Origin of the sequence: Bacillus lumedeiriae (genome assembly GCF_044891285.1) — a bacterium.
GTDB lineage: Bacteria > Bacillota > Bacilli > Bacillales > Domibacillaceae > Pseudobacillus > Pseudobacillus lumedeiriae.
In genome coordinates this window covers 155,644-176,548 of sequence record NZ_JAUIYO010000003.1, presented here as the reverse complement: position 1 = coordinate 176,548, position 20,905 = coordinate 155,644, and the positions used below count along the sequence as shown (strand labels likewise).

The following is a 20,905-nucleotide window of genomic DNA, read 5'->3' as shown; positions in this document are numbered from 1 at the left end:
ATCGACGCAAAACGTGGGGAAGGATGAAGCATGATGCGCAAGCCCATTATCGCGGGCAACTGGAAAATGCACAAAACCTCATCAGAAGCAAAAAGCTTTGCGGAAGAAGTGAAAAGCCTTGTGCCTGACGCTGGAGTAGTAGACAGTGTGATCTGTTCACCTGCTTTATTTTTAGAGCAGCTCGTTCAAACAGTAGAAGGTTCTGATGTGAAGATTGGTGCGCAAACGATGCATTTTAAAGACAGCGGGGCATTTACCGGGGAAATCAGCCCCAAAGCTCTGCATGATATTGGTGTTCAATATGTGATTATCGGTCATTCTGAACGCCGCGAAATGTTTAATGAAACGGACGAAACCGTTAATAAAAAAGTACACGCTGCCTTTGTACATGGATTAATTCCGATCGTATGCTGCGGGGAAACGCTAAAGCAGCGCGAAAATGGCGAAACGGACAGCTTTGTTGCCGGTCAGATTGAAAAAGCGCTTGAAGGGCTGACGGAGGAACAAGTTGGAAAAATAGTCATCGCCTACGAACCGATTTGGGCGATTGGTACTGGAAAGTCTTCTACCGCATCAGATGCGAATGAAGTGTGCGCCCGTATTCGTCAAACGGTTGCGGAGCAATTTTCGCAGGAAGCAGCTGACAGCGTGCGTATCCAATATGGCGGCAGCGTCAAGCCGAACAACATCGGTGAATATATGGAGCAGCCTGATATTGACGGTGCGCTTGTTGGCGGAGCAAGCCTTGAATCCGCTTCTTTTCTACAGTTATTGGAGGCAGTAAATCATGGGTAAATCACCTGTTGCGCTTATTATTCTAGATGGCTTTGCCTGCCGCGCTGAACAGGAAGGAAACGCGGTAGCGCAGGCAAATAAGCCAAACTTTGACAGGTACTGGGAGCAGTTTCCTCACACAACATTAACAGCATCCGGCGAAGCGGTCGGCCTTCCGGAAGGACAGATGGGGAATTCTGAAGTCGGCCATTTGAATATTGGTGCCGGCCGTGTTGTGTATCAAAGCTTAACACGAATTAACATTGCCGTTCGTGAAGGCGGGTTTTTCGAAAACGAAGCATTTCTAAAAGCAATTCATCATGCGAAACAGCATGGATCGGCTCTTCATTTGTTCGGATTATTGTCTGATGGCGGTGTACATAGTCACCAGAATCATTTATTTGCTTTATTAAAGCTTGCTGCTCAAGAAGGTTTGGAAAAAGTATATGTACATGCCTTTTTGGATGGCCGTGACGTTGGCCCGCAGACAGCTAAAGGCTACATTCAAGACACGCTTGCCAAGATGAAAGAGTATGGAAGCGGTCAATTTGCTACGATTTCCGGCCGCTATTATGCGATGGACCGTGACAAACGCTGGGAGCGGGTAGAGAAAACATATCGTGCGATCGTTTACAATGAAGCTCCGTTCTTTAAAGATCCGCTGGAAGTAGTAGACGAGTCGTATTCAAATGGCATTCATGATGAATTTGTTGTTCCTGCTGTATTGACAGATGATGCCGGTCAGCCTGTGGCAAAAGTAGAAGATGATGACGCTATTATCTTTTTCAATTTCCGTCCAGACCGGGCCATTCAATTGTCAAATGTATTCACGAACGAGGAGTTTGAAGGATTTGACCGCGGCGGTCAGATGCCTAAAAACCTTCACTTTGTCTGCATGACTCCTTACAGCGTGACGGTCAACGGCGATATTGCTTTTGACAACATTGATTTGACAAATACGATTGGGGAAGTATTAGCGGCTCACCATTTAAATCAGCTGAGAATTGCGGAAACAGAAAAATATCCGCATGTCACTTTTTTCATGAGCGGCGGACGAGAAAGAGAATTTCCAGGGGAAAAACGTATTTTAATTAATTCTCCAAAAGTAGCCACATATGACTTACAACCAGAAATGAGTGCGTATGAAGTAACGGAGGCACTGTTGGATGAAGTGAATAATGACCAGCAGGATGCGATTATTTTAAATTTCGCCAACCCTGACATGGTAGGTCATTCCGGACTTCTGCAGCCAACGATTAAAGCAGTAGAAACGGTAGATGAATGCTTAGGCCGCATCGTCGATTTAATCCTTGCAAAAGGCGGCACAGCGATCATTACGGCAGATCATGGGAATGCTGATGAAGTAGTGACAATCGAAGGCGACCCGATGACTGCTCATACAACGAACCCGGTGCCGGTGATTGTGACAAAGCCGGGGATTGATTTACGAGAAGGCGGCATTCTTGGTGATTTAGCACCAACCATGCTTGATTTATTGAACATCGAAAAACCAACTGAAATGACCGGCACAACTTTAATAAATAAATAATCTTTTTATGAGAAAAAGGAGAGAATTGATATGCCAATTATTACTGACATTTATGCACGTGAAGTATTAGATTCCCGTGGAAATCCCACAGTGGAAGTAGAAGTATATACACAATCCGGCGCATTCGGACGGGCACTCGTGCCATCAGGTGCTTCTACAGGTGAATATGAAGCAGTAGAGCTGCGTGATGGCGATAAAGGCCGTTACCTTGGCAAAGGTGTTCTAAAAGCTGTTGAAAATGTAAATGAAGTGATTGCTCCTGAACTTGTTGGAAGCTTCGAAGCACTTGATCAAATCGGTATTGACCGCGCCATGATTGAGCTTGATGGAACAGAAAACAAAGGCAAGCTCGGTGCAAACGCTATTCTTGGCGTTTCCATGGCTGTTGCTCATGCAGCTGCTGATTTCCTTGGCGTTCATTTGTATGAGTACCTTGGCGGTGTAAATTCAAAACAACTTCCAGTACCGATGATGAACATCCTAAACGGCGGAGAGCATGCTGATAATAACGTCGACATTCAAGAGTTTATGGTCATGCCGGTTGGAGCGGAAAGCTTTAAAGAAGGCCTTCGTATGGGTACAGAAATTTTCCATAGCTTAAAAGCGGTCTTAAAAGAAAAAGGATTAAATACAGCGGTTGGTGACGAAGGCGGCTTTGCTCCGAACTTGAAGTCAAACGAAGAAGCGCTGCAAACAATTATTGAAGCGATTGAAAAAGCCGGTTACACGCCCGGCGAGCAAGTCAAATTAGCGATGGATGCTGCTTCTTCTGAGTTCTACAACAGAGAAGACGGCAAATATCATTTAAGCGGAGAAGGCGTTGTTAAAACGTCTGCAGAAATGGTTGACTGGTACGAAGAACTCGTTACTAAATATCCGATCGTTTCTATTGAAGACGGCTTAGATGAAAACGACTGGGAAGGCCACAAAATGCTGACTGAGCGTATCGGTAACAGAGTTCAGCTTGTTGGTGATGATTTGTTTGTAACGAACACGAAGAAGCTTGCTGAAGGAATTGAGCAAGGAGTCGGCAACGCTATTTTAATTAAAGTAAACCAAATTGGTACACTGACAGAAACATTTGATGCTATTGAAATGGCTAAACGTGCCGGCTATACAGCTGTCATCTCTCACCGTTCTGGTGAAACAGAAGATGCAACAATTGCTGATATCGCTGTTGCAACAAATGCTGGCCAAATTAAAACAGGTGCACCATCAAGAACAGACCGTGTGGCTAAATACAATCAGCTTCTTCGTATTGAAGATCAGCTTGGTGAGCTGGCTGAATATCTTGGGGACAAAACGTTCTACAATCTTAAAAAATAATTTTCAGTTGTAAAAAGTGACAGGGAGCTGGTTCCTTCATCGTATCAAAGCGAAGATGGAGCTGGCTCCTTTATTTCCTTTTTACCTGTTTTATGTTAAACTTGTTTCATTCGTATGTTCGTTGATGTGGAGGTAGAAACATGCACACTTTATTAGTTACTTTGCTCGTGATTGTATCAATTGCGCTGATCGTTGTTGTGCTGCTGCAGTCAGGAAAAAGTGCTGGTTTGTCCGGAGCGATTTCGGGCGGAGCAGAGCAGCTCTTTGGCAAGCAGAAAGCACGCGGCATTGACTTAGTGCTGCACCGCGTGACGGTTGTATTGGCTGTCTTGTTTTTCGTTTTGACGATCGCTGTATCTTATTTTGGACTATAATGAAAGAGGGCGTCTCAAAGGCTGGGCTTTGAGACGCTCTTTTTTAATGAAATCATTTGGCAGGATAAAGCCTTCTGCTGGTTTCGCAGGGGAATATTCCGTAAAATGATAATGAATGTGTGTGGAACGGTTCATACTAGAGAAAAGGGGTTTTTTGTACTATGAGATTACGTCTGCCAAAACCATTTACATTTGAAGCTGGAAATCGGGCTGTACTCTTGCTTCATGGGTTCACGGGCAATTCTTCTGATGTGCGGATGCTTGGGCGCTTTCTTCAAAAGAAAGGGTACACATCGCATGCCCCGCATTATAAAGGGCATGGGGTTCCTCCAGAGGAGCTGGTGCATACCGGGCCTGACGATTGGTGGAAAGATGTAATGGCTGGCTATGAGCATCTAAAAAGCCTTGGCTGCGATGAAATTGCTGTGGCTGGCCTTTCCCTTGGCGGGGTATTTTCCTTAAAGCTTGGGTATACTGTGCCCGTTAAAGGAATTGTAACGATGTGTGCACCGATGTATATCAAGAGTGAAGAAGTCATGTATCAAGGAGTGGTTGATTATGCCCGCCAATTTAAAAAGTTTGAAGGGAAATCAGAAGGGGTTATTGAACAAGAGATAGAAGCATTTAAAAAAACGCCGATGAATACGTTAAAGGCACTGCAGCAGCTCATTTCGGACGTACGCGGCAGCATAGATCTGATTTATGCCCCGGCTTTTATCGTTCAAGCACGGCATGACGAGATGATTAACTCGGAAAGTGCTACCATCATTTACGACGAGATTGAATCAACGATGAAGGAAATCAAATGGTATGAAGAGTCTGGCCATGTCATTACGATCGATAAAGAAAAAGAACAGCTGCATGAAGATGTTTATGCGTTTTTAGAGCGGCTGGACTGGGCAGAGTAATAGGCGGCTGGACAGGCACTTTGCATTTAAAGAGATAGGAGTGAACGGGATGGATGAGCAAAACGATCTTGTTGACAGATTGTTAACTTGTATGAAGGAGGAATCTTATAAGCCTCTTACAGTAAAAGAATTAGAAGAATTATTGCAGATTGAAGATTCCGCTGAATTTAAAGATTTCGTAAAGGCGCTCGTTTACATGGAGGAAAAGGGGTTAGTTGTCCGCACGAGAGCGAACCGCTACGGCCTTCCTGAGAAGATGAATTTAGTTCGCGGCAAAATTTCCGGACATTCGAAAGGCTTCGCTTTTTTAGTACCTGAAGAGCCAGGTATGGATGATGTATTCATTCCGCCTCATGAAACGAATGGGGCGTTAAATGGTGACATTGCCCTTGTCCGGATTACTTCTGAAACGAGCGGATCACGCCGTGAGGGGACCGTTGTACGTATTCTAGAACGCGGAAAAACAGAAATTGTCGGTACATATACTGACAGCAGGCACTTTGGCTTTGTGATCCCTGATGATAAGAAGTTTGCCAGTGATATTTTTATTCCAAAAGAAGCGGCCAATGGAGCGATTGAAGGTCATAAAGTTGTTGTGAAAATTACTTCTTATCCAGACGGCCGTAAAAGTGCTGAAGGGGAAGTTGTTCAAATACTTGGACATAAAAATGATCCAGGTGTGGATATTATTTCAATTATTTACAAGCATGGACTGCCGCAGGAGTTTCCTGAAGAGGTAATGGCCCAGGCGAATGCCACACCAGAAACGATTAGCGAAAAAGATATCGAAGGCCGACGTGATTTGCGCGGTGAAACCATTGTGACGATTGACGGTGCAGATGCGAAGGATCTTGACGATGCGGTCACTGTTCAAAAGCTTGACAATGGCAATTTCAAGCTCGGTGTTCATATCGCTGATGTCAGCTATTATGTGACAGAAGGATCTGCCATTGACGAGGAAGCATATGAACGAGGAACGAGTGTGTACTTGGTAGATCGTGTCATTCCAATGATTCCACATCGTCTTTCTAATGGCATTTGCTCGCTGAATCCAAAAGTAGATCGGCTGACGTTGTCATGTGAAATGGAAATCAATGCTGCAGGTGAGGTTGTGCAGCATGAGATCTTCCAAAGTGTGATCAAGACGACCGAACGAATGACGTACGGTGATGTCAACCGTATTCTTGTAGACAAGGACGAAGAATTGCGGGCACAATATGAGCCTCTCGTACCGATGTTTGAAGAGATGGAGCAGCTGGCAGCGATTTTGCGTAACAAACGGCAAAAGCGCGGTGCCATCGATTTCGACTTTAAAGAATCAAAAGTAATTGTTGATGAAGACGGAAAGCCGACTGATGTTGTGCTGCGGGAGCGGTCCGTTGCGGAACGGTTAATCGAGGAATTTATGCTTGCAGCGAATGAAGCGGTAGCCGAGCATTTTCACTGGATGGATGTACCGTTCATTTATCGAATTCACGAAGATCCAAAAGAGGATAAGCTGCAGCGCTTCTTTGAATTTATTACCAACTTTGGGCTGATTGTCAAAGGAACAGCTAATTCGGTTCATCCGCGGGCACTTCAGGAAGTGATTGAAGCCATTGAAGGAAAGCCGGAAGAAGTCGTTATTTCTACGGTGATGCTTCGTTCCATGCAGCAGGCGAAATACCATGAGGAAAGCTTAGGGCATTTTGGGTTATCAACAGAGTTTTACACCCATTTCACTTCACCGATCCGCCGTTATCCGGATTTGATTGTCCATCGTTTAATCCGTACGTATGTAATTAAAGGACAGATCGACCCAGCAACACAGGCGAAGTGGGATGCTCGTCTGCCAGAAATCGCTGAGCATACATCGAATATGGAGCGCCGGGCAGTGGATGCTGAACGTGACACCGATGAACTGAAAAAAGCGGAGTTTATGCTTGACAAAATCGGGGAAGAGTTTGATGGTATTATTAGCTCCGTCACGAACTTTGGTATGTTCGTTGAACTCGAGAATACGATTGAAGGTCTCATTCACGTTTCTTATATGACGGATGATTATTATCGTTACGATGAGCGCCACTTCGCCATGATTGGTGAACGGACAGGAAATGTTTTTCGCATTGGTGATGAAATCAGTGTCCGGGTCAGAGACGTGAACAAAGAAGAGCAGTCGATCGACTTTGAAGTGGTTGGGATGAAGAATACGAGAGAGCGTTCGCGTGAACAGACAAAAACCATTCACACGAAATCAAACAGCGGAAAAGCGCGCGGTCCGCAAGGCAACAGTGAAGGGGAAGCCGGTGACTGGAGCAACCAAGCACCGAACAAAAAGAAAAAGCGCGGCAAATATTCCGAAGGCGTTCCGAAAAAACAAGCAAAGAAACGCCGCCGCAATAATGGATAAATCGAGCAGAGCTGTTTCGTAAGTGGGGCTGTCCCATAAGGGTCTGACCTCACCTGCAATATGTCTGGATATAGTGGATGTCCAACCTCCTGCTATACAGGCTATTGTTGATGTGAGGTCTGACACTTTCAATTGAGAAAGCCTCACTTTGGCTGCAACTTAAATAATGGAAGGTGAAGAAGGATGCCAAAGGGAGAAGGAAAAGTAGTTGCGCAAAATAAAAAAGCGCATCACGATTTTTTTATCGAAGAAACATACGAAGCCGGGATTGTGCTGCAAGGAACAGAAATTAAATCGATCCGCGCGGGGCGTGTGAATTTAAAAGATGCTTTTGCCCGTATTTATAAGGGGGAATTGTTTGTTTATAATATGCACATAAGCCAGTATGAACAGGGGAACCGCTACAATCATGAGCCGCTCAGAACGAGAAAGCTACTCTTGCACCGCAAACAGATCGATAAGCTGATTGGGGAAACGAAAGAAGCCGGCTACTCGATCGTACCGCTGAAAATGTATTTAAAAGATGGCTATGCCAAATTATTAATCGGTCTTGCGAAAGGAAAGAAAAAATACGATAAGCGTGAAGATCTTAAGAAGAAAGAAGCGAAGCGCGACATCGAACGTGCCTTTAGAGAACGGCAGAAAGGATAAAAATCATTCCATGCTGTTGCATTTTTTAAGACATATGGTATAATGAAAACTGTAGCTAAGCTACGGACTTAGAGTCCTCTCCTATTTTTATAATGGGGACGTTACGGATTCGACAGGGGTAGTTCGAGCTTGGGCTGCGAGCCGGAGGGACGTCTTCGTATCAACGCAAACGCCTAAATATAACTGGCAAAAACGATTTAGCTTTAGCTGCCTAATATAGAGTAGCTGCTCCTCCCGCTATCGTCCATGTAGTCGGGTAAGGGGTCCAATCTCAGTGGACTACGCCGGAGTTCTCCGCCTGGGGACAAAGGAAGAGACTAATCAGGCTAGCTGTCCGGCCGCCAGTCGATAGGCAAAAGGAACAGCGAATACCGAATATATCGACTACGCTCGTAGACGCTTAAGTGGCGTTATCTTTGGACGTGGGTTCGATTCCCACCGTCTCCACCATACATAACTTGGTGGATTATATTTAACCTAATCAAGGACTTGCCAATTAAGGCAAGTCCTTTTTGCGTTTGTAGAATAAAAAACGGCTAGTGCATTTGAAAAAATGATTCTTCAAACGATCATTTCATTTTTAGCATCTGAGGGGTATATTTCCCGTTCTGAGGTGTTACTCTTTCGTAATGTTCTAGTATCCATAATGCACGCTTTCGTTTTTTATTGATCCTTAAATCAGAAGGTTCAATCATCTTTTGTTGGTTCGTCTTGTGTAATAACAATAAAGTCGTTTAAAAATCCAATCTTTATGCAACAATCGCGCCCGTTTGTTTAATATTACTTTTTAAATATAAACTCTCTCTACTTACATTATACAATTATTATCAAGTTATCTATAGACTGTTCTTTTTGCAATTTCGATACTATACTCTTAAATACAAATCTAAAAATATAAGGGGTGTATCCGTATGAACGATAAAAAAGATGTCTTAGATAATGGTCCTTTTTTTCATGGTACTAAAGCAGAACTGAATATTGGAGATTTATTAGTACCACAACACTTATCTAATTACCAAGATAAAAAATCCAACTATATATATTTTACTGCAACATTAGATGCTGCTAAATGGGGGGCAGAATTGGCGAGATCTAAGTCAAAAGAAAGAATTTATATTGTAGAACCATTAGGTGATTTTGAAAATGATCCGAACTTAACTGATAAAAGATTTCCTGGAAACCCAACACGTTCTTACCGGTCTAAATCTCCTTTGAAAATAGTAGCTGAATTAGGTTCGTGGGAAAGACATTCCGATGCAGAAATAAATCATATGCTTACTTCTTTAAAAAAGTTAAGTGAAGAAGGCAAAAATGTAATATACGATTAATCATTAAAATATATAAAGTCGTGACTCAACAAAACCAAGAATCAATTTGTGTTTACAATTGATTTTTGGTTTTGTTTTACTATGTCTCGGCCCTATCCCTTGCAACAAACTGGCCCGTTTGTGGAACAACTTAATACATTTTAATTTTAAACAACTTTATTTTCACTTAACACATCTATCCTCGACAGCAGCGCTTATTTTTGTTTCTTTTTTCCTATACATTAAACTAGTATAATAGACTTATTGTATGAAAGTGGAAAAAGAAGAAAGAGTGAGGATGATGATAAAAAACTTTAGGTTGTATTTTACAATGATCATGATTGCTTTTTCTATATTCATTTCGTTTACAGTATCATTTATTGATCAAGTCAAGATAAAGAAAAGTCTAATGAAAGAGCAACAGGAAAAATTGAAATTAACAGAAGAAATGATTTTACTGTCGTTGCACACGATCGATAAAGCCTATTATTTATTTGATAATGAAATCGTATTAAAAATGAAAGAGAACTCCGATAAACTAGTGTCCCTTTATGAAAGAAATCCGAAGGTTGAAGAGTGGGACTTGCAAGCTCTTAAAAAGGAGCTTGGCATGGATGTGTACATCATTAATGAATACAATCGAATCATTCACAGCAGCCTGCAAGAAGACGTTGGGCTTGATTTCCGGCTTTGTTGTAAGGAGTTCTCCAACTTGCTTGACCAACGCCGGAAAGGAAATAAATTTACTCATGATGGCATGGACATTCAGCAAAAAAGCGGTGCGATTAAAAAGTACAGTTATGTTCCTACTCCAGATCACAAGTATTTAATTGAATTAGGGTATTCATTAGATGATGAGGAGATATTTAAACAATTTAACTTTTTAAAGGTACTTGCTGAATTGGAAAGTACATACCCTTCTATTTATAAAATTCAAATTTACAATTCGGAAGGGTTTTTATTAGGAGAACAACCAGTAAATAAAAAGAACATGGAAATCCCTTCAGAAAGAAGGAAGGTTTTCAATCAGGCGGCCAAAGATGACAAAATGGAAGAAATGGAGGGAAAATGGGAAGGGTTTGAAGCGTATTATCGATATATTCCTTATAAAGCGATTAAAGATAGAGGGATTTCTACTAACAGGGTGGTTGAAATCATTTATAACAAAAATGAATTGAACCGATTATTAAGTGAATATAAAAGGGACTTTATCGTTCAAACGCTGCTTATTTTGGCGGCAGCTGTTATTCTTTCATTTATTATTGCGCGTCTGGTTGCGAGACCGATGTATTTGGCTTTTCATGATAGCCTAACAGGACTTAAAAATAGAGCAGCTTTTGAAGAAACGTTAAAAGCTATCGTTGAAAGAAAGTCGGGCAAACCTGCTTTAATGATGATTGATCTGGATAATTTCAAACTTGTGAATGACCGCATGGGGCACGATGAGGGGGATCGGCTGCTGAAAATGGTGGCGCAAATGATTCAGTCGTGTGTTAGAAAAGGAAGTGTGTCGGCAAGACTTGGCGGAGATGAATTCGCTGTTATTTTTGCGGATGCTGAAAGAGAACGGGTCCTAGCTAAAGCTTCTTCCATGCTATTCAAAATGAATCATTCGATAAGATGTAAGGGCGATTCTGATCAAATAGACGTAACGATGAGTATCGGCATTGCCTTTGCAGATGATAAAGACGATCTGGATATGTTATATAAAAAGGCAGACATTGCCTTATATCAATCTAAAGAAAAAGGAAAGAATCAATATCAAATTTATGAAGGGTTTTTAGAATGAGGCTGAACAATGAAGGAGCATCCTGTAACGTTGAAGGGTGCTCTTTCCGTTTGTTATTTAAGCAACGTTGTGGAAATGTGCAGCGAGCTTTTATTGCTTGTAGAATTAACATACGCTACATGTTTAAAAAAAATAAAAAAACGCAAAAAATATATTGACTAATTTAATTTATTAGTGGTATATTTAAATTTTTGCTTAAATTTATCTGTTGTGGTAACATATAATATATAAGTAAATATGGAGGTGGATGGTTTGTATCAGGTTGGCGATAAGGTTTTTTATCCGATGTACGGGGCAGGTATTATTGAGGCCATAGAGGAAAGAGAGGTCCTAGGGAAAACCCAGGAATATTGTGTTATCACCATTCCTCTAAGTAACATGGACGTGATGATTCCGATGAAGACCGTCAGCAGTTCACGAATCCGTTCCATTACTACGAAAAAAGAGGCAGCAAATATACTGTTTAATTTTCATAATGAAGCGTCAAGTTGTTCGCTTTCATCGAAAGAGCGACTGAGAAAGAATACGGAAAAAATGAAGACGGGCGATATGCAAGGTACGGCGGAAGTTGTTCGTGATCTATTGTACTATAGGAAAGAAAAGGCACTGAATGTAAGTGAAAAACAAATGTTGGATCACGCCAAAAAGATTTTAATTAGCGAATTAGTTTTCATTAAAGGTATTACCGAGGCAGAGGCATCTGATTTATTAAAGTTAATTAGCTAAGTGAGAAGGGGCTCATGACTTTTTTAAAAGTTTTTGTTAAACTCCCTCGTTGATTTCCACCGCGGGCGGTCCAGAAGCCTCCTCGTCGCTATGGCGCCTGTGAGGTCTCCCTTGGACACGCTTTTCCCGCAGGATTCCCGTACCTTCCTCTCTCATCAACAATAACCTTTTCAAAAAGACTGTAGTTCATCCCTATTCTAATGAAAAATACAACGATATGTTTATTTTTTCCGCTTTTGTTTATGTATCGTCTCGAGCATATCTCTTTTTTTGAAAAACTATTCCCACCACTCATCTAACGATTTGTGTTATAAATAGCGTTTCAGAATGGGGATGGAATGATAAAAGCAATATCTATCTTTCAGTCGTACAAGGCGAAATGAAAAAAATGTAAAAAATACCAAAAATGCTATTTGAAAAAAACGTAGGATGCTGTTAATATATCATCCTGCGTTCTTTTTTATGTGAAATAATAAATGGTAAACAATCCTTTGTTTTCAGGTGAGGGAATTGTAATAAAAGGAAATGTTTAGGGGGGAATTACTGTTTTATTCGTCATGTTTCTTGTATTTTTGAAAAATCTAAAATATTTTACAATAATATATTGAAACTATATGCTAATAGCAGTAATATAGCTCTAGCGATATATTGCATACATCTTAATTAGGTCTTTATTGAGCGAACAATAGATGACACATCTTGGGAGGACAGACTATATGAAGTCTAAATTATCTTTTTCAGCTTACTCCACGATAGGGTTCATGTTATTTGCCTTATTTTTTGGAGCAGGCAATTTAATTTTCCCGGCGCAGCTTGGCCAAAATGCCGGTACAAATGTTTGGCCTGCAGTGATCGGCTTTTTAATTACAGGAGTGGGATTGCCGTTCCTTGGAATTTTGGCGATGGGCTTTTCAGGAAGTTCCAACTTGCAGGAACTTGCAAGCCGGATTCATCCAGCTTATGCTGTTATTTTTACTTCGCTTCTTTATTTAACGATTGGTCCATTTTTTGCAACTCCGCGTACAGGTACAGTTGCATATGATATTGGTATCACGCCGTTTGTCGGTGAAGGTGCTGGACAAGTCGGATTATTCATTTTTACGTTGGTGTTTTTCGGTGTGACGATGTGGCTTTCGTTAAATCCATCAAAAATCGTTGACCGGGTCGGGAAGGTTTTGTCACCTGTGCTGATTGTCCTTCTTTTCGTATTATTAATGATGGTGATTGTCAGACCAATCGGATCGATCGAAGCACCTCAGGACGCATACGCAAATGGAGCATTCGTGAAAGGATTTTTGGAAGGATATAATACGATGGATGCCTTGGCTTCACTTGTATTCGGAATTATCGTTATCAATGCGGTCCGTGCGTTAGGTGTAACGGCTAAACGGGAAGTGTTGGCTGCCACAGTCAAATCAGGGGCCGTTGCTATTACGCTTCTTGCTATTATTTACGTCGGAATTGCCTATTTAGGTGCAACGAGTACAGAAAAATTCGGTATTTTCGAAACAGGGGGACCTGTTCTTAACAGTGCAGCGTCTTATTATTTCGGAAGCCTTGGGACGATCATGTTATCGGTTATTATCATACTTGCCTGTTTAACGACGAGTATTGGATTGATTACGGCTTGTGGTGAATACTTCCACACGTTAATGCCGAAAGTAAGTTATAAACAATTCGTCGTGTTCTTTTCATTATTATCATTAGTGATCGCCAACTTCGGATTGTCGAACATTATTACGTATTCAATCCCTGTCTTAATGCTCCTTTATCCGCCGGCTATCACTTTAATGGTTCTCACATTTTTGTCACCGCTGTTCAAGCATTCGCGTGTTGTATACGTGGCAGCTACAGTAGTAGCACTGATGATTAGTATCATTGACGGATTTAAGACGTTTTGTGACTTAGTAGGAATCGCCTATTTTAACTGGATGGAACCGATTGTATCGTTTTATAAGCAAACATTGCCGTTGTACGACCAAGGTCTCGGCTGGCTTCTTCCAGTTTTAGGTGTCATTCTCATTGTTGGCATTATCGTCCGTGTTCGCAGATTATTTGTTACTACCGTAGAAGCATAATAAAATAGTCTGTTGACAAACATTCGCTTTCTTCGTTCATCGTCCAGAAGGACAAACGTTTTTAATCAGCCTGCAATATCAGTATAGACTTTGTCTACAAGCGGATGCCCCACAAGTATAACTTTTAGGGGCATCCGCTTTTTTATATGGTTCTTTACTTGTCTGGTGATTTCTGTTTCAGGCGCTTCGCTTTCTCTGCAGGAGTCTTCGTGCGCTCGACTGCAATCAACTCAGTGGAAAATACTCGTTTGAACTTTGTCAAAAAATCGAAAGAAAAAAGACTCACCCTAAAAAGTCGTTGTTAACGACCTTTTGGATCAGCCTCTTTATTTCGATTTTAGCGAACGAAACTCTTCAATTACACGGAGCCAGTTTTTTCTCATAGCAGCAGCAGCGTCTGTATCTCTTCTTTCTTTTAAACATTGAATGATCGCCGTATGTTCAGTGATTGACTCTTCTGTTAAGGGAATAGAATGATGGAAAAACAGTCGCATGATATGTGAGCGCAGAGAAGCCGTCATCTTAAGGATATAAGGGTTATTGGCTGTAGCGACGATCATTTGATGAAATTCCTCATCGGTTTTCAGCGCTAAAAAATAATTTTTAGAACGGATTGCTTCAGCAAATTTCTCATTTGTCTGTTCGAGCAATGAGATAGCATCATCTGTTAGATGAGGAATGGCGAGTTCAGCGGACAATGCCTGTAATGCTGCTAACGGAGGAAGCAGCTCCATTAACGATTCCTTTTCTACTTCTGTGACTTGCGTAGATTTACCTGGATACATTTTTACAAACCCTTGAGCTTCAAGAAGCTGCAGTGATTCCCGGATGGGCGTTCTGCTGACAGCCAATGCCTCAGCAAGCTCTTTGTCGTTCAATTTTTCACCCGGCTTCAAGGTTCCATCAATAATCCATTGTTGAAGTTGATTGAAAGCACTCTCTTTTGCGGACTTCCGTACCGGTTTTGAATGATCAGTAGGTATTGGCATGAAAGGTCACCATCCTGCATAAATTCTAATGTTATTCTTGTATAGTATACAAGAAAATGACGTACATAGAAATATATAATGTATGTATTGTACATATTTTCAAAAAATAGTTTGCTTCAGAGACTGCTCTTGTTAAAATTAGGGAGAAAGAAAGGCAAAATCGTATGGAGAGGGAGATTGGATGTTTAAAAAAATTGCTGCTGATGCGTTAGGTTTATCTGACATTGGAACGATTATTTCACCGGCTGATTATGATAAAACGGATGCAGATGATTATGTTATGCATGAAGATGATGAGAAAATTTATTTTTTAATCAAGACGAAAGCGGATGAGTATTGTTTTACGAATCTAGCCGTGATTCATGTGGATGGAGAAAGTGCGATTTCTTCTAAACGAACGTTGAAGCGCTATCCATATTCCCAATATAAAATTTCTAATGTTGTTCTGGAGACAGCGGGCAAAATCGATATGGATGTGGAAATTAAATTTCAATTAGGCAGCCAAACGTTTGATATTGATGTGAGAAAAGACCAGATTGAACAGTTGAAAGACTTGTATAAAGCGTTATTGCGTATCGCTGAGGTCACGCATGAAAATGAGCTTTATATGAATCTCGCTTTGCAAAGTTTAGACAAAGCCGCGAATATTTTGCAAAGTTCTCGCACAGACGAGACGAAGTTAGGCGATACGTACCGGGAGTTAACAGATTTCGGCTTTACGTGGATGACATCTGCGCGTGAAAAGTATCACTTGAAAGACTTTGGCAGCGTGTTCGAGAAATATATTAACAATTAATAAATGTCATGAGGACCTATCTGTTAGATGGGTTCTTTTTAGTTTTGCGGCTGTTTTTAAGACATACAAGTCGAATCTGTCAATTTACTCGCCAATCTTGTTGAAATACTAATCACACAATGGATTTTACCGGCCGAACGGAGAAAGGTTTGTGAGAACCATTTTTGGAAAGGCGTTTGAAAAATTCCGAAATTTGTATTGACGTTTTATATAATTACAATTAGAATGAAATCGTATGAGTTGATAACAATTATCATTGTCAAACAAAAAAGAAAAGGCAGGAGTACATAATGAAGTTCAATAAGTTGTTTAAACCTATGCTGGCAAGTGCTGTACTTGCGATTGGCCTCGCTGGATGCGGAGCTAATGAGAAAGAGACGGAACCGGAAAAAGCAGCTCCGGCACCGGAGAAACAAGAAGAGAAAATTGTCAACGTTTACACAGCAAGACATTATGAAGCTGATGATGAAGTGTACAAGAAGTTTACAGAGGACACAGGCATCAAAGTAAACGTTGTAAAAGGTGAGGCAGAAGAGCTGATTGAGCGTTTAAAGCGTGAAGGAAAAAGCACAGAAGCTGACTTATTCGTGACAGTAGACGGCGGCGTTCTTGCGAATGCGAAGAAAAATGATATTTTGCAGCCGGTTAAATCAGAAGTCATTGAGAAAAACGTTCCAGCGAAATTCCGTGATGCGGATAACAACTGGATTGGGATGTCTACGAGAGCACGTGTGATCGTATATGCGAAAGACAGAGTGAAGCCAGAAGACTTATCTACTTATGAAGATTTAACAAGTGACAAGTGGAAAGGGAAAGTACTTGCCCGTTCTTCTACAAATATGTATAACCAGTCGCTCCTTGCTTCTTTCATTGAGTTAAATGGTGAAAAGGAAGCAGAAAAATGGGCGGCAGGAATTGTGAAAAACTTTGCTCGTCAGCCGGACGGCGGTGATCGTGATCAAGCGAAAGCAATTGCGGCAGGTACAGGCGATGTAGCGATTATGAATACGTATTATGTTGGATTAATGGCGAATTCAGAAGATGCAGAAGAAGTGAAAGTAGCAGAAAATATTGGTGTATTCTTCCCGAACCAAGAAACAAATGGCACACATGTAAATATTAGCGGAATTGGTTTAACAAAGCACAGCAAACATCCTAACAATGCAACTAAGTTAATTGAATATGTTACTGACAAAGAGGCGCAGGAATTTCTATCAGCGAACAACTATGAATTCCCTGTAAACGAAGAAGCAGAGAAACCTGAATTGCTCAAGTCGTGGGGCAACTTTAAAATGCAAGAGCTGAACTTTGACAAGTTAGGCGAATACAACCAAAAAGCAATTGAGATCTTTAACAAAGTGGGCTGGAAGTAAAAGTGAAAAAGAAACTGATAAGCCGTTCGATTCGTAAAGAATGGAACGGCTGGTGGGCAATCAGTCTAATTGGGGCGACAGTGATACTGTTGCCTATTCTCTTTGTATTCTCTTCTTTGTTTTTTAAACCGAATGAAAACTGGTTTCATATTCGTGAGTATTTATTAGGGACATATGTACAAGAAACATTGATTCTTGTTATTTCAACGGGCGTGCTGACAGCGGTTTTAGGAGTAACGCTGGCATGGCTTGTGACAGCGTACGACTTTCCGCTGAAGCGTTTTTTTCGGTGGGGATTAATTTTGCCGCTGGCCATTCCGCCTTATATTGCGGCTTACACGTATCGGACGATGCTCAGCTATACGGGAGTTGTGCAGGCGACGCTGCGGAATGAATTTGGTTACCAAATGAGTCAGGAATGGTTAAACATTTCATCGCTGCGCGGTGCTGTGTTTATTTTTACACTATTTTTGTATCCGTACGTGTTTTTGATTACGAGAGCTTTTTTGGAAAATCAAAGTGCTTCCTTTTTTGAAAATGCTAGACTGCTCGGAAGAAAACCCTTTTTTATTTTCATAAAAATCGTTCTTCCTCTTTCTCGGCCGGCAGTTGTAGGGGGAGTCGTGCTTGTGATCTATGAAGTGCTGAGTGATTATGGAGTAACGAGCTATTTCGGTATTCATACGATTACAACCGCTATTTTTCAAACGTGGTTTGGCATGTACGATGTGAACACTGCCATGCGGCTTGCTGCCTGGCTGATGCTCATTGTCGTAGCTATGTTTATTGTGGAAAGACTGCTTAGAAGCCGGCAGCGATATCACTTGCCGGTAAAGTCAAGGCCTCTTGCTGCGATGAAACTGAAAGGCATAGGAGCAGCTGCTGCCTTTGCTTACTGCGCCGCTATATTTGCAGCAGGCTTTCTTATTCCGTTCGTTCAGCTTATTGCGTGGGCTGCTTTAACGTTTGACACAGTATGGAATGAGACATTCGCTGAGCTTGTATATCGAACGCTTTATGTGGCGTTTATCTCTACGGCACTGATCATTATTTTTGCGGTAATTGTAGCAAATGTGTGCCGGAAGCCATCGACTTTTTCTTATTTTCTAGCGAAATGGGTAACGACGGGGTATTCGATCCCTGGAGCGATTATTGCGATTGGGGTACTTGCGGTATTTATCGGACTGGATCAGTGGCTTGCCCCGCTTTATGCGATGATGGGCATGGACGATGCACCGCTCATTTTAAGTTTATCGATTATCATGTTAATCGTCGGTTACGTCATTCGCTTTATGGCAACGGGATATAATGCGATTGAAGTGGGATTTGAGAAAATAGGTACGAAATATACAGAAGCGTCACGGATGCTTGGAAGCGGTGTAACGAAGACCTTTTTCAAAGTGGACCTGCCATTAATGAAAGGGGCCATCTTTAGCGGATTTATTTTAACATTTGTTGAAATATGTAAAGAGCTGCCACTCGTTTTATTATTAAGGCCGTTTAACTTTGAAACACTGTCGACAAAGACGTATCAATTTGCGAAAGATGAACGGATTCATGAAGCCTCGATTTCATCGCTGATCATTATCGCAATTAGTGCGCTGTCTATTATCGTCCTGCAAATGGCCAATAAGAAGGTGAAGGAATGAAAATTGTAGACGTCCAAAATCTTGTTTTTTCGTTTTCTTCTGCAGGGGAGCCTGTGATTAATGGTGTGTCCTTGTCGATCATGAAAGATGAGATTGTCGGGATTCTCGGACCGAGCGGCAGCGGAAAAAGCACGATCCTTCGTTTAATTGCGGGGTTAGAAATGCCATGGCAAGGTTCTATTTCTATTGCTGAAAAGCCAGTCGTTACAGAGAAACTATTCGTCCAGCCCGAAGATAGAGGAGTAGGCATGGTATTTCAAGATTACGCGCTTTTTCCGCATATGACCGTGACAGAGAACATTATGTTTGGTTTAGGGCGGCTGCCAAAAAAAGAACGCAAGCCGCGTGTGCTAGAAATGCTGAAACTCGTTAAAATGGAAAAATTCGCTGAACGTTATCCACATGAATTAAGCGGCGGCCAGCAGCAGCGAATTGCTTTGGCGAGAGCACTTGCACCTAAACCGAATGTACTGTTAATGGATGAGCCGTTCAGCAACTTAGATGCAGATCTAAAAGCGGAAATTAGGGAGGATTTGCGCGTCATTTTGAAGAAGGCGAACATTACTTGCATGATTGTGACGCACGACCGCGAAGATGTGGAAGCCATTTGTGACCGCAGCATTGAAATGGGTCAAAGAGAATAGAATGTACAGTAGAAAAAGAAAAGGGTATCCCAAAAAATTAGTCTTTTGGGATACCCTTTTTTATTGCAGTCGGCTTTTCTTAATATACGGTCTAACTTCCAAAAATGCAGTCAACTACTTATTTATTTTCCTACAGTTACTTCATATTCTTCATGTTCATGTAATCCTTCTTTATTTTCAACATGAACTTTCACTTGGAATGTACCGGCTTGTGAGAAGGGATGAGCAGCTGAATATTCGCCAGGGCTGGCTTCTTTTGCGGCGACCCATTCGTGTTTCCCAGAGTTATCCGCATTCCAAATTTCGTAGCGGACTTGTGCTTTTTCTAAAGGAGTCTCCTTCATCTGTAAACGGACAGTTAATGTTGTATCTGCACCGGCTGTGATACTTTTCGGCTCCGTGAAGTGCATGCTGAATCCTTCTGTAATGCCATGTCCGTGTCCATGTCCATGCTCATGATCTGTGTGTCCTTCATGATCGTGATGTGTCTCCTCCTGAACAGCGGCTCCTTTTCCGACAGTCACTGACTTAGTCGGCATCGTATGCAGACCTCTTGCTGTCACGTGTACTTGTACGGTAAAGACGCCATCATGGTCAAAGGCTGTTTCCGCTTCATATGTGCCGTCTTTATTGTTTTTCGTTTGAATCATTTGGCTTTCTGTTTTTTTGCCATCTTCCCATACTTCAAATTCGACTTCATTGGCATCAGCTACTTTTTCATCTCCTTGTGTAACGCTAGCCTTCATCGTTATTTTTTCGTTTACGGCAGCTGTTTCAGGAACGTCAAGCTTAGCTTCCAGCATTTGTGGAACTTTTGTATTCTCAACTTTCTTTTCTGCTTTTTCTGTCCCGCTGTTACAAGCAGACAGTGCGGCTATTGCTAAGACTAAAATAACCATCCAAAATGTTTTTCGCATATCCAATCCTCCATTTTCACCTATGTATCTGGCGAAAGCTTTCTCTTTTCATCCAAAAAAGTTACTTTGAAACGAGCTTTTTCACATCGTTGATGATCTCCTCGCTGTTCGTACCTGAAGTGAAAATATACTCATTTACAATTTCACCATCCTTATTCACTAAATACAAATTCGTATTGTGGATCACTTGATCGGATGATTTTGGCTTTTGAATAAGAGTTTGAAATTCTTCCCTGCCAAACCATTCAATTTCTTGCTGTGTATAGCCTGTGAGCATGTTCCAGTTTGATTCATCTTCTGTAAAGTTGGCTATGTATGTTTTTAATTTTCTCGGTGTATCGGCAGCAGGATCTACACTAAAAGACACAAGCTCTACTCCGATATTCTCTTCTTTCAATTTTTTCTGCAATGCGGCCATATTAGCAGTCATCGGAGGGCAGACGGTGTCACAATTCGTGAAGATAAAGTTAGCAATCCACACTTTCCCTTTCAAATTATCAGTGCCAAATGACTGTTCATTCTGGTTCATAAAAGTAAATGACTGCATTTGGTAAGGTTTTACTTCGGTTAAACCGCAAGCTGAAAGGAGGATGAATGCGGTGTTTAACATAAGCAGTCTTGTTTTTCTCACGATGCTGCACCTCTTTTCTATTGATCATTCATTAC

Annotated in this window: 18 protein-coding genes and 1 other RNA gene; 16 read left to right on the top strand and 3 right to left on the bottom strand. The window is 41.5% G+C overall.

Annotated elements, in window-relative coordinates; all coding sequences use genetic code 11:
- Positions 1 to 33: 33 nt before the first annotated feature.
- From tpiA to brnQ, 12 genes are all read left to right on the top strand, one after another.
- Complete coding sequence (gene tpiA / locus QYG89_RS07065) at positions 34 to 795, top strand: triose-phosphate isomerase (protein ID WP_404316206.1); 762 nt, start codon at positions 34 to 36, stop codon at positions 793 to 795.
- Entirely contained in the window at positions 788 to 2,323 is a 1,536-nt protein-coding gene (gene gpmI, locus QYG89_RS07060) for a 2,3-bisphosphoglycerate-independent phosphoglycerate mutase (RefSeq protein WP_404316008.1), read from the top strand. The genes tpiA and gpmI overlap by 8 nt, the downstream gene beginning before the upstream one ends.
- 30 nt (positions 2,324 to 2,353) lie before the next feature.
- Positions 2,354 to 3,649: a phosphopyruvate hydratase gene (eno, locus tag QYG89_RS07055; protein ID WP_404316006.1), complete on the top strand. Its 1,296-nt coding sequence runs from the start codon at positions 2,354 to 2,356 to the stop codon at positions 3,647 to 3,649.
- A 140-nt stretch (positions 3,650 to 3,789) separates the two neighbouring features.
- A complete protein-coding gene (gene secG, locus QYG89_RS07050; protein ID WP_404316004.1) occupies positions 3,790 to 4,023 on the top strand; it encodes a preprotein translocase subunit SecG in 234 nt (77 codons plus the stop codon).
- A gap of 161 nt (positions 4,024 to 4,184) precedes the next feature.
- Positions 4,185 to 4,931 carry an alpha/beta hydrolase gene (locus tag QYG89_RS07045; RefSeq protein ID WP_404316002.1) on the top strand — a complete coding sequence of 249 codons (747 nt, stop codon included), beginning with the start codon at positions 4,185 to 4,187 and terminating at the stop codon, positions 4,929 to 4,931.
- A gap of 49 nt (positions 4,932 to 4,980) precedes the next feature.
- Entirely contained in the window at positions 4,981 to 7,320 is a 2,340-nt protein-coding gene (gene rnr / locus QYG89_RS07040; RefSeq protein WP_404316000.1) for a ribonuclease R, read from the top strand.
- Between the two features lie 183 nt (positions 7,321 to 7,503).
- Positions 7,504 to 7,971 (top strand): SsrA-binding protein SmpB, encoded by a 468-nt coding sequence (smpB, locus tag QYG89_RS07035; RefSeq protein ID WP_404315998.1) that lies wholly within the window; start codon positions 7,504 to 7,506, stop codon positions 7,969 to 7,971.
- A 94-nt stretch (positions 7,972 to 8,065) separates the two neighbouring features.
- Positions 8,066 to 8,421, top strand: a transfer-messenger RNA (tmRNA) gene (gene ssrA / locus QYG89_RS07030).
- Positions 8,422 to 8,882: 461 nt separating this feature from the next.
- Positions 8,883 to 9,299 carry an NAD(+)--rifampin ADP-ribosyltransferase gene (arr, locus tag QYG89_RS07025; protein WP_404315996.1) on the top strand — a complete coding sequence of 139 codons (417 nt, stop codon included), beginning with the start codon at positions 8,883 to 8,885 and terminating at the stop codon, positions 9,297 to 9,299.
- A gap of 280 nt (positions 9,300 to 9,579) precedes the next feature.
- Complete coding sequence (locus QYG89_RS07020) at positions 9,580 to 11,067, top strand: GGDEF domain-containing protein (protein WP_404315994.1); 1,488 nt, start codon at positions 9,580 to 9,582, stop codon at positions 11,065 to 11,067.
- Positions 11,068 to 11,304: 237 nt separating this feature from the next.
- Positions 11,305 to 11,793: a CarD family transcriptional regulator gene (locus QYG89_RS07015; protein WP_404315992.1), complete on the top strand. Its 489-nt coding sequence runs from the start codon at positions 11,305 to 11,307 to the stop codon at positions 11,791 to 11,793.
- A 716-nt stretch (positions 11,794 to 12,509) separates the two neighbouring features.
- Entirely contained in the window at positions 12,510 to 13,871 is a 1,362-nt protein-coding gene (gene brnQ / locus QYG89_RS07010; protein WP_404315990.1) for a branched-chain amino acid transport system II carrier protein, read from the top strand.
- A 326-nt stretch (positions 13,872 to 14,197) separates the two neighbouring features.
- Here brnQ and QYG89_RS07005 read toward each other — a convergent pair whose 3' ends face one another.
- Positions 14,198 to 14,860, bottom strand: coding sequence for a GntR family transcriptional regulator (locus QYG89_RS07005; protein WP_404315988.1), 663 nt, complete (start codon positions 14,858 to 14,860; stop codon positions 14,198 to 14,200).
- Between the two features lie 181 nt (positions 14,861 to 15,041).
- On the opposite strand from QYG89_RS07005, the gene QYG89_RS07000 reads away from it, so the two are divergent.
- From QYG89_RS07000 to QYG89_RS06985, 4 genes are all read left to right on the top strand, one after another.
- On the top strand, positions 15,042 to 15,656 hold the full coding sequence (locus tag QYG89_RS07000) for a PH domain-containing protein (protein WP_404315986.1): 615 nt from the start codon (positions 15,042 to 15,044) through the stop codon (positions 15,654 to 15,656).
- Positions 15,657 to 15,946: 290 nt separating this feature from the next.
- The gene (locus tag QYG89_RS06995) at positions 15,947 to 17,029 is read left to right on the top strand and encodes a Fe(3+) ABC transporter substrate-binding protein (protein ID WP_404315984.1); all 1,083 of its coding nucleotides are present in this window, start codon (positions 15,947 to 15,949) and stop codon (positions 17,027 to 17,029) included.
- Between the two features lie 2 nt (positions 17,030 to 17,031).
- Positions 17,032 to 18,678 carry an ABC transporter permease gene (locus QYG89_RS06990; RefSeq protein ID WP_404315982.1) on the top strand — a complete coding sequence of 549 codons (1,647 nt, stop codon included), beginning with the start codon at positions 17,032 to 17,034 and terminating at the stop codon, positions 18,676 to 18,678.
- Positions 18,675 to 19,322, top strand: a complete 648-nt coding sequence (locus QYG89_RS06985) for an ABC transporter ATP-binding protein (protein ID WP_404315980.1) — start codon at positions 18,675 to 18,677, stop codon at positions 19,320 to 19,322. The genes QYG89_RS06990 and QYG89_RS06985 overlap by 4 nt, the downstream gene beginning before the upstream one ends.
- A 122-nt stretch (positions 19,323 to 19,444) precedes the next feature.
- On the opposite strand, the gene QYG89_RS06980 is transcribed toward QYG89_RS06985, so the two are convergent.
- Together QYG89_RS06980 and QYG89_RS06975 are read right to left on the bottom strand one after the other, a co-directional pair.
- The gene (locus tag QYG89_RS06980) at positions 19,445 to 20,239 is read right to left on the bottom strand and encodes a FixH family protein (RefSeq protein WP_404315978.1); all 795 of its coding nucleotides are present in this window, start codon (positions 20,237 to 20,239) and stop codon (positions 19,445 to 19,447) included.
- Between the two features lie 61 nt (positions 20,240 to 20,300).
- Positions 20,301 to 20,870, bottom strand: a complete 570-nt coding sequence (locus QYG89_RS06975; protein ID WP_404315976.1) for an SCO family protein — start codon at positions 20,868 to 20,870, stop codon at positions 20,301 to 20,303.
- Between the last annotated feature and the right edge of the window lie 35 nt (positions 20,871 to 20,905).

What these genes read in the sequence shown, in the direction of transcription:
- tpiA (WP_404316206.1), top strand. Translation starts at nt 34, where the DNA reads ATGCGCAAGCCCATTATCGCGGGCAACTGGAAAATGCACAAAACCTCA.
- smpB (WP_404315998.1), top strand. Translation starts at nt 7,504, where the DNA reads ATGCCAAAGGGAGAAGGAAAAGTAGTTGCGCAAAATAAAAAAGCGCAT.
- secG (WP_404316004.1), top strand. Translation starts at nt 3,790, where the DNA reads ATGCACACTTTATTAGTTACTTTGCTCGTGATTGTATCAATTGCGCTG.
- QYG89_RS06995 (WP_404315984.1), top strand. Translation starts at nt 15,947, where the DNA reads ATGAAGTTCAATAAGTTGTTTAAACCTATGCTGGCAAGTGCTGTACTT.
- arr (WP_404315996.1), top strand. Translation starts at nt 8,883, where the DNA reads ATGAACGATAAAAAAGATGTCTTAGATAATGGTCCTTTTTTTCATGGT.
- rnr (WP_404316000.1), top strand. Translation starts at nt 4,981, where the DNA reads ATGGATGAGCAAAACGATCTTGTTGACAGATTGTTAACTTGTATGAAG.
- QYG89_RS07000 (WP_404315986.1), top strand. Translation starts at nt 15,042, where the DNA reads ATGTTTAAAAAAATTGCTGCTGATGCGTTAGGTTTATCTGACATTGGA.
- QYG89_RS06980 (WP_404315978.1), bottom strand. Translation starts at nt 20,239, where the DNA reads ATGCGAAAAACATTTTGGATGGTTATTTTAGTCTTAGCAATAGCCGCA.
- eno (WP_404316006.1), top strand. Translation starts at nt 2,354, where the DNA reads ATGCCAATTATTACTGACATTTATGCACGTGAAGTATTAGATTCCCGT.
- QYG89_RS06985 (WP_404315980.1), top strand. Translation starts at nt 18,675, where the DNA reads ATGAAAATTGTAGACGTCCAAAATCTTGTTTTTTCGTTTTCTTCTGCA.
- brnQ (WP_404315990.1), top strand. Translation starts at nt 12,510, where the DNA reads ATGAAGTCTAAATTATCTTTTTCAGCTTACTCCACGATAGGGTTCATG.
- gpmI (WP_404316008.1), top strand. Translation starts at nt 788, where the DNA reads ATGGGTAAATCACCTGTTGCGCTTATTATTCTAGATGGCTTTGCCTGC.
- QYG89_RS07015 (WP_404315992.1), top strand. Translation starts at nt 11,305, where the DNA reads ATGGAGGTGGATGGTTTGTATCAGGTTGGCGATAAGGTTTTTTATCCG.
- QYG89_RS07045 (WP_404316002.1), top strand. Translation starts at nt 4,185, where the DNA reads ATGAGATTACGTCTGCCAAAACCATTTACATTTGAAGCTGGAAATCGG.
- QYG89_RS07005 (WP_404315988.1), bottom strand. Translation starts at nt 14,860, where the DNA reads ATGCCAATACCTACTGATCATTCAAAACCGGTACGGAAGTCCGCAAAA.
- QYG89_RS07020 (WP_404315994.1), top strand. Translation starts at nt 9,580, where the DNA reads ATGATAAAAAACTTTAGGTTGTATTTTACAATGATCATGATTGCTTTT.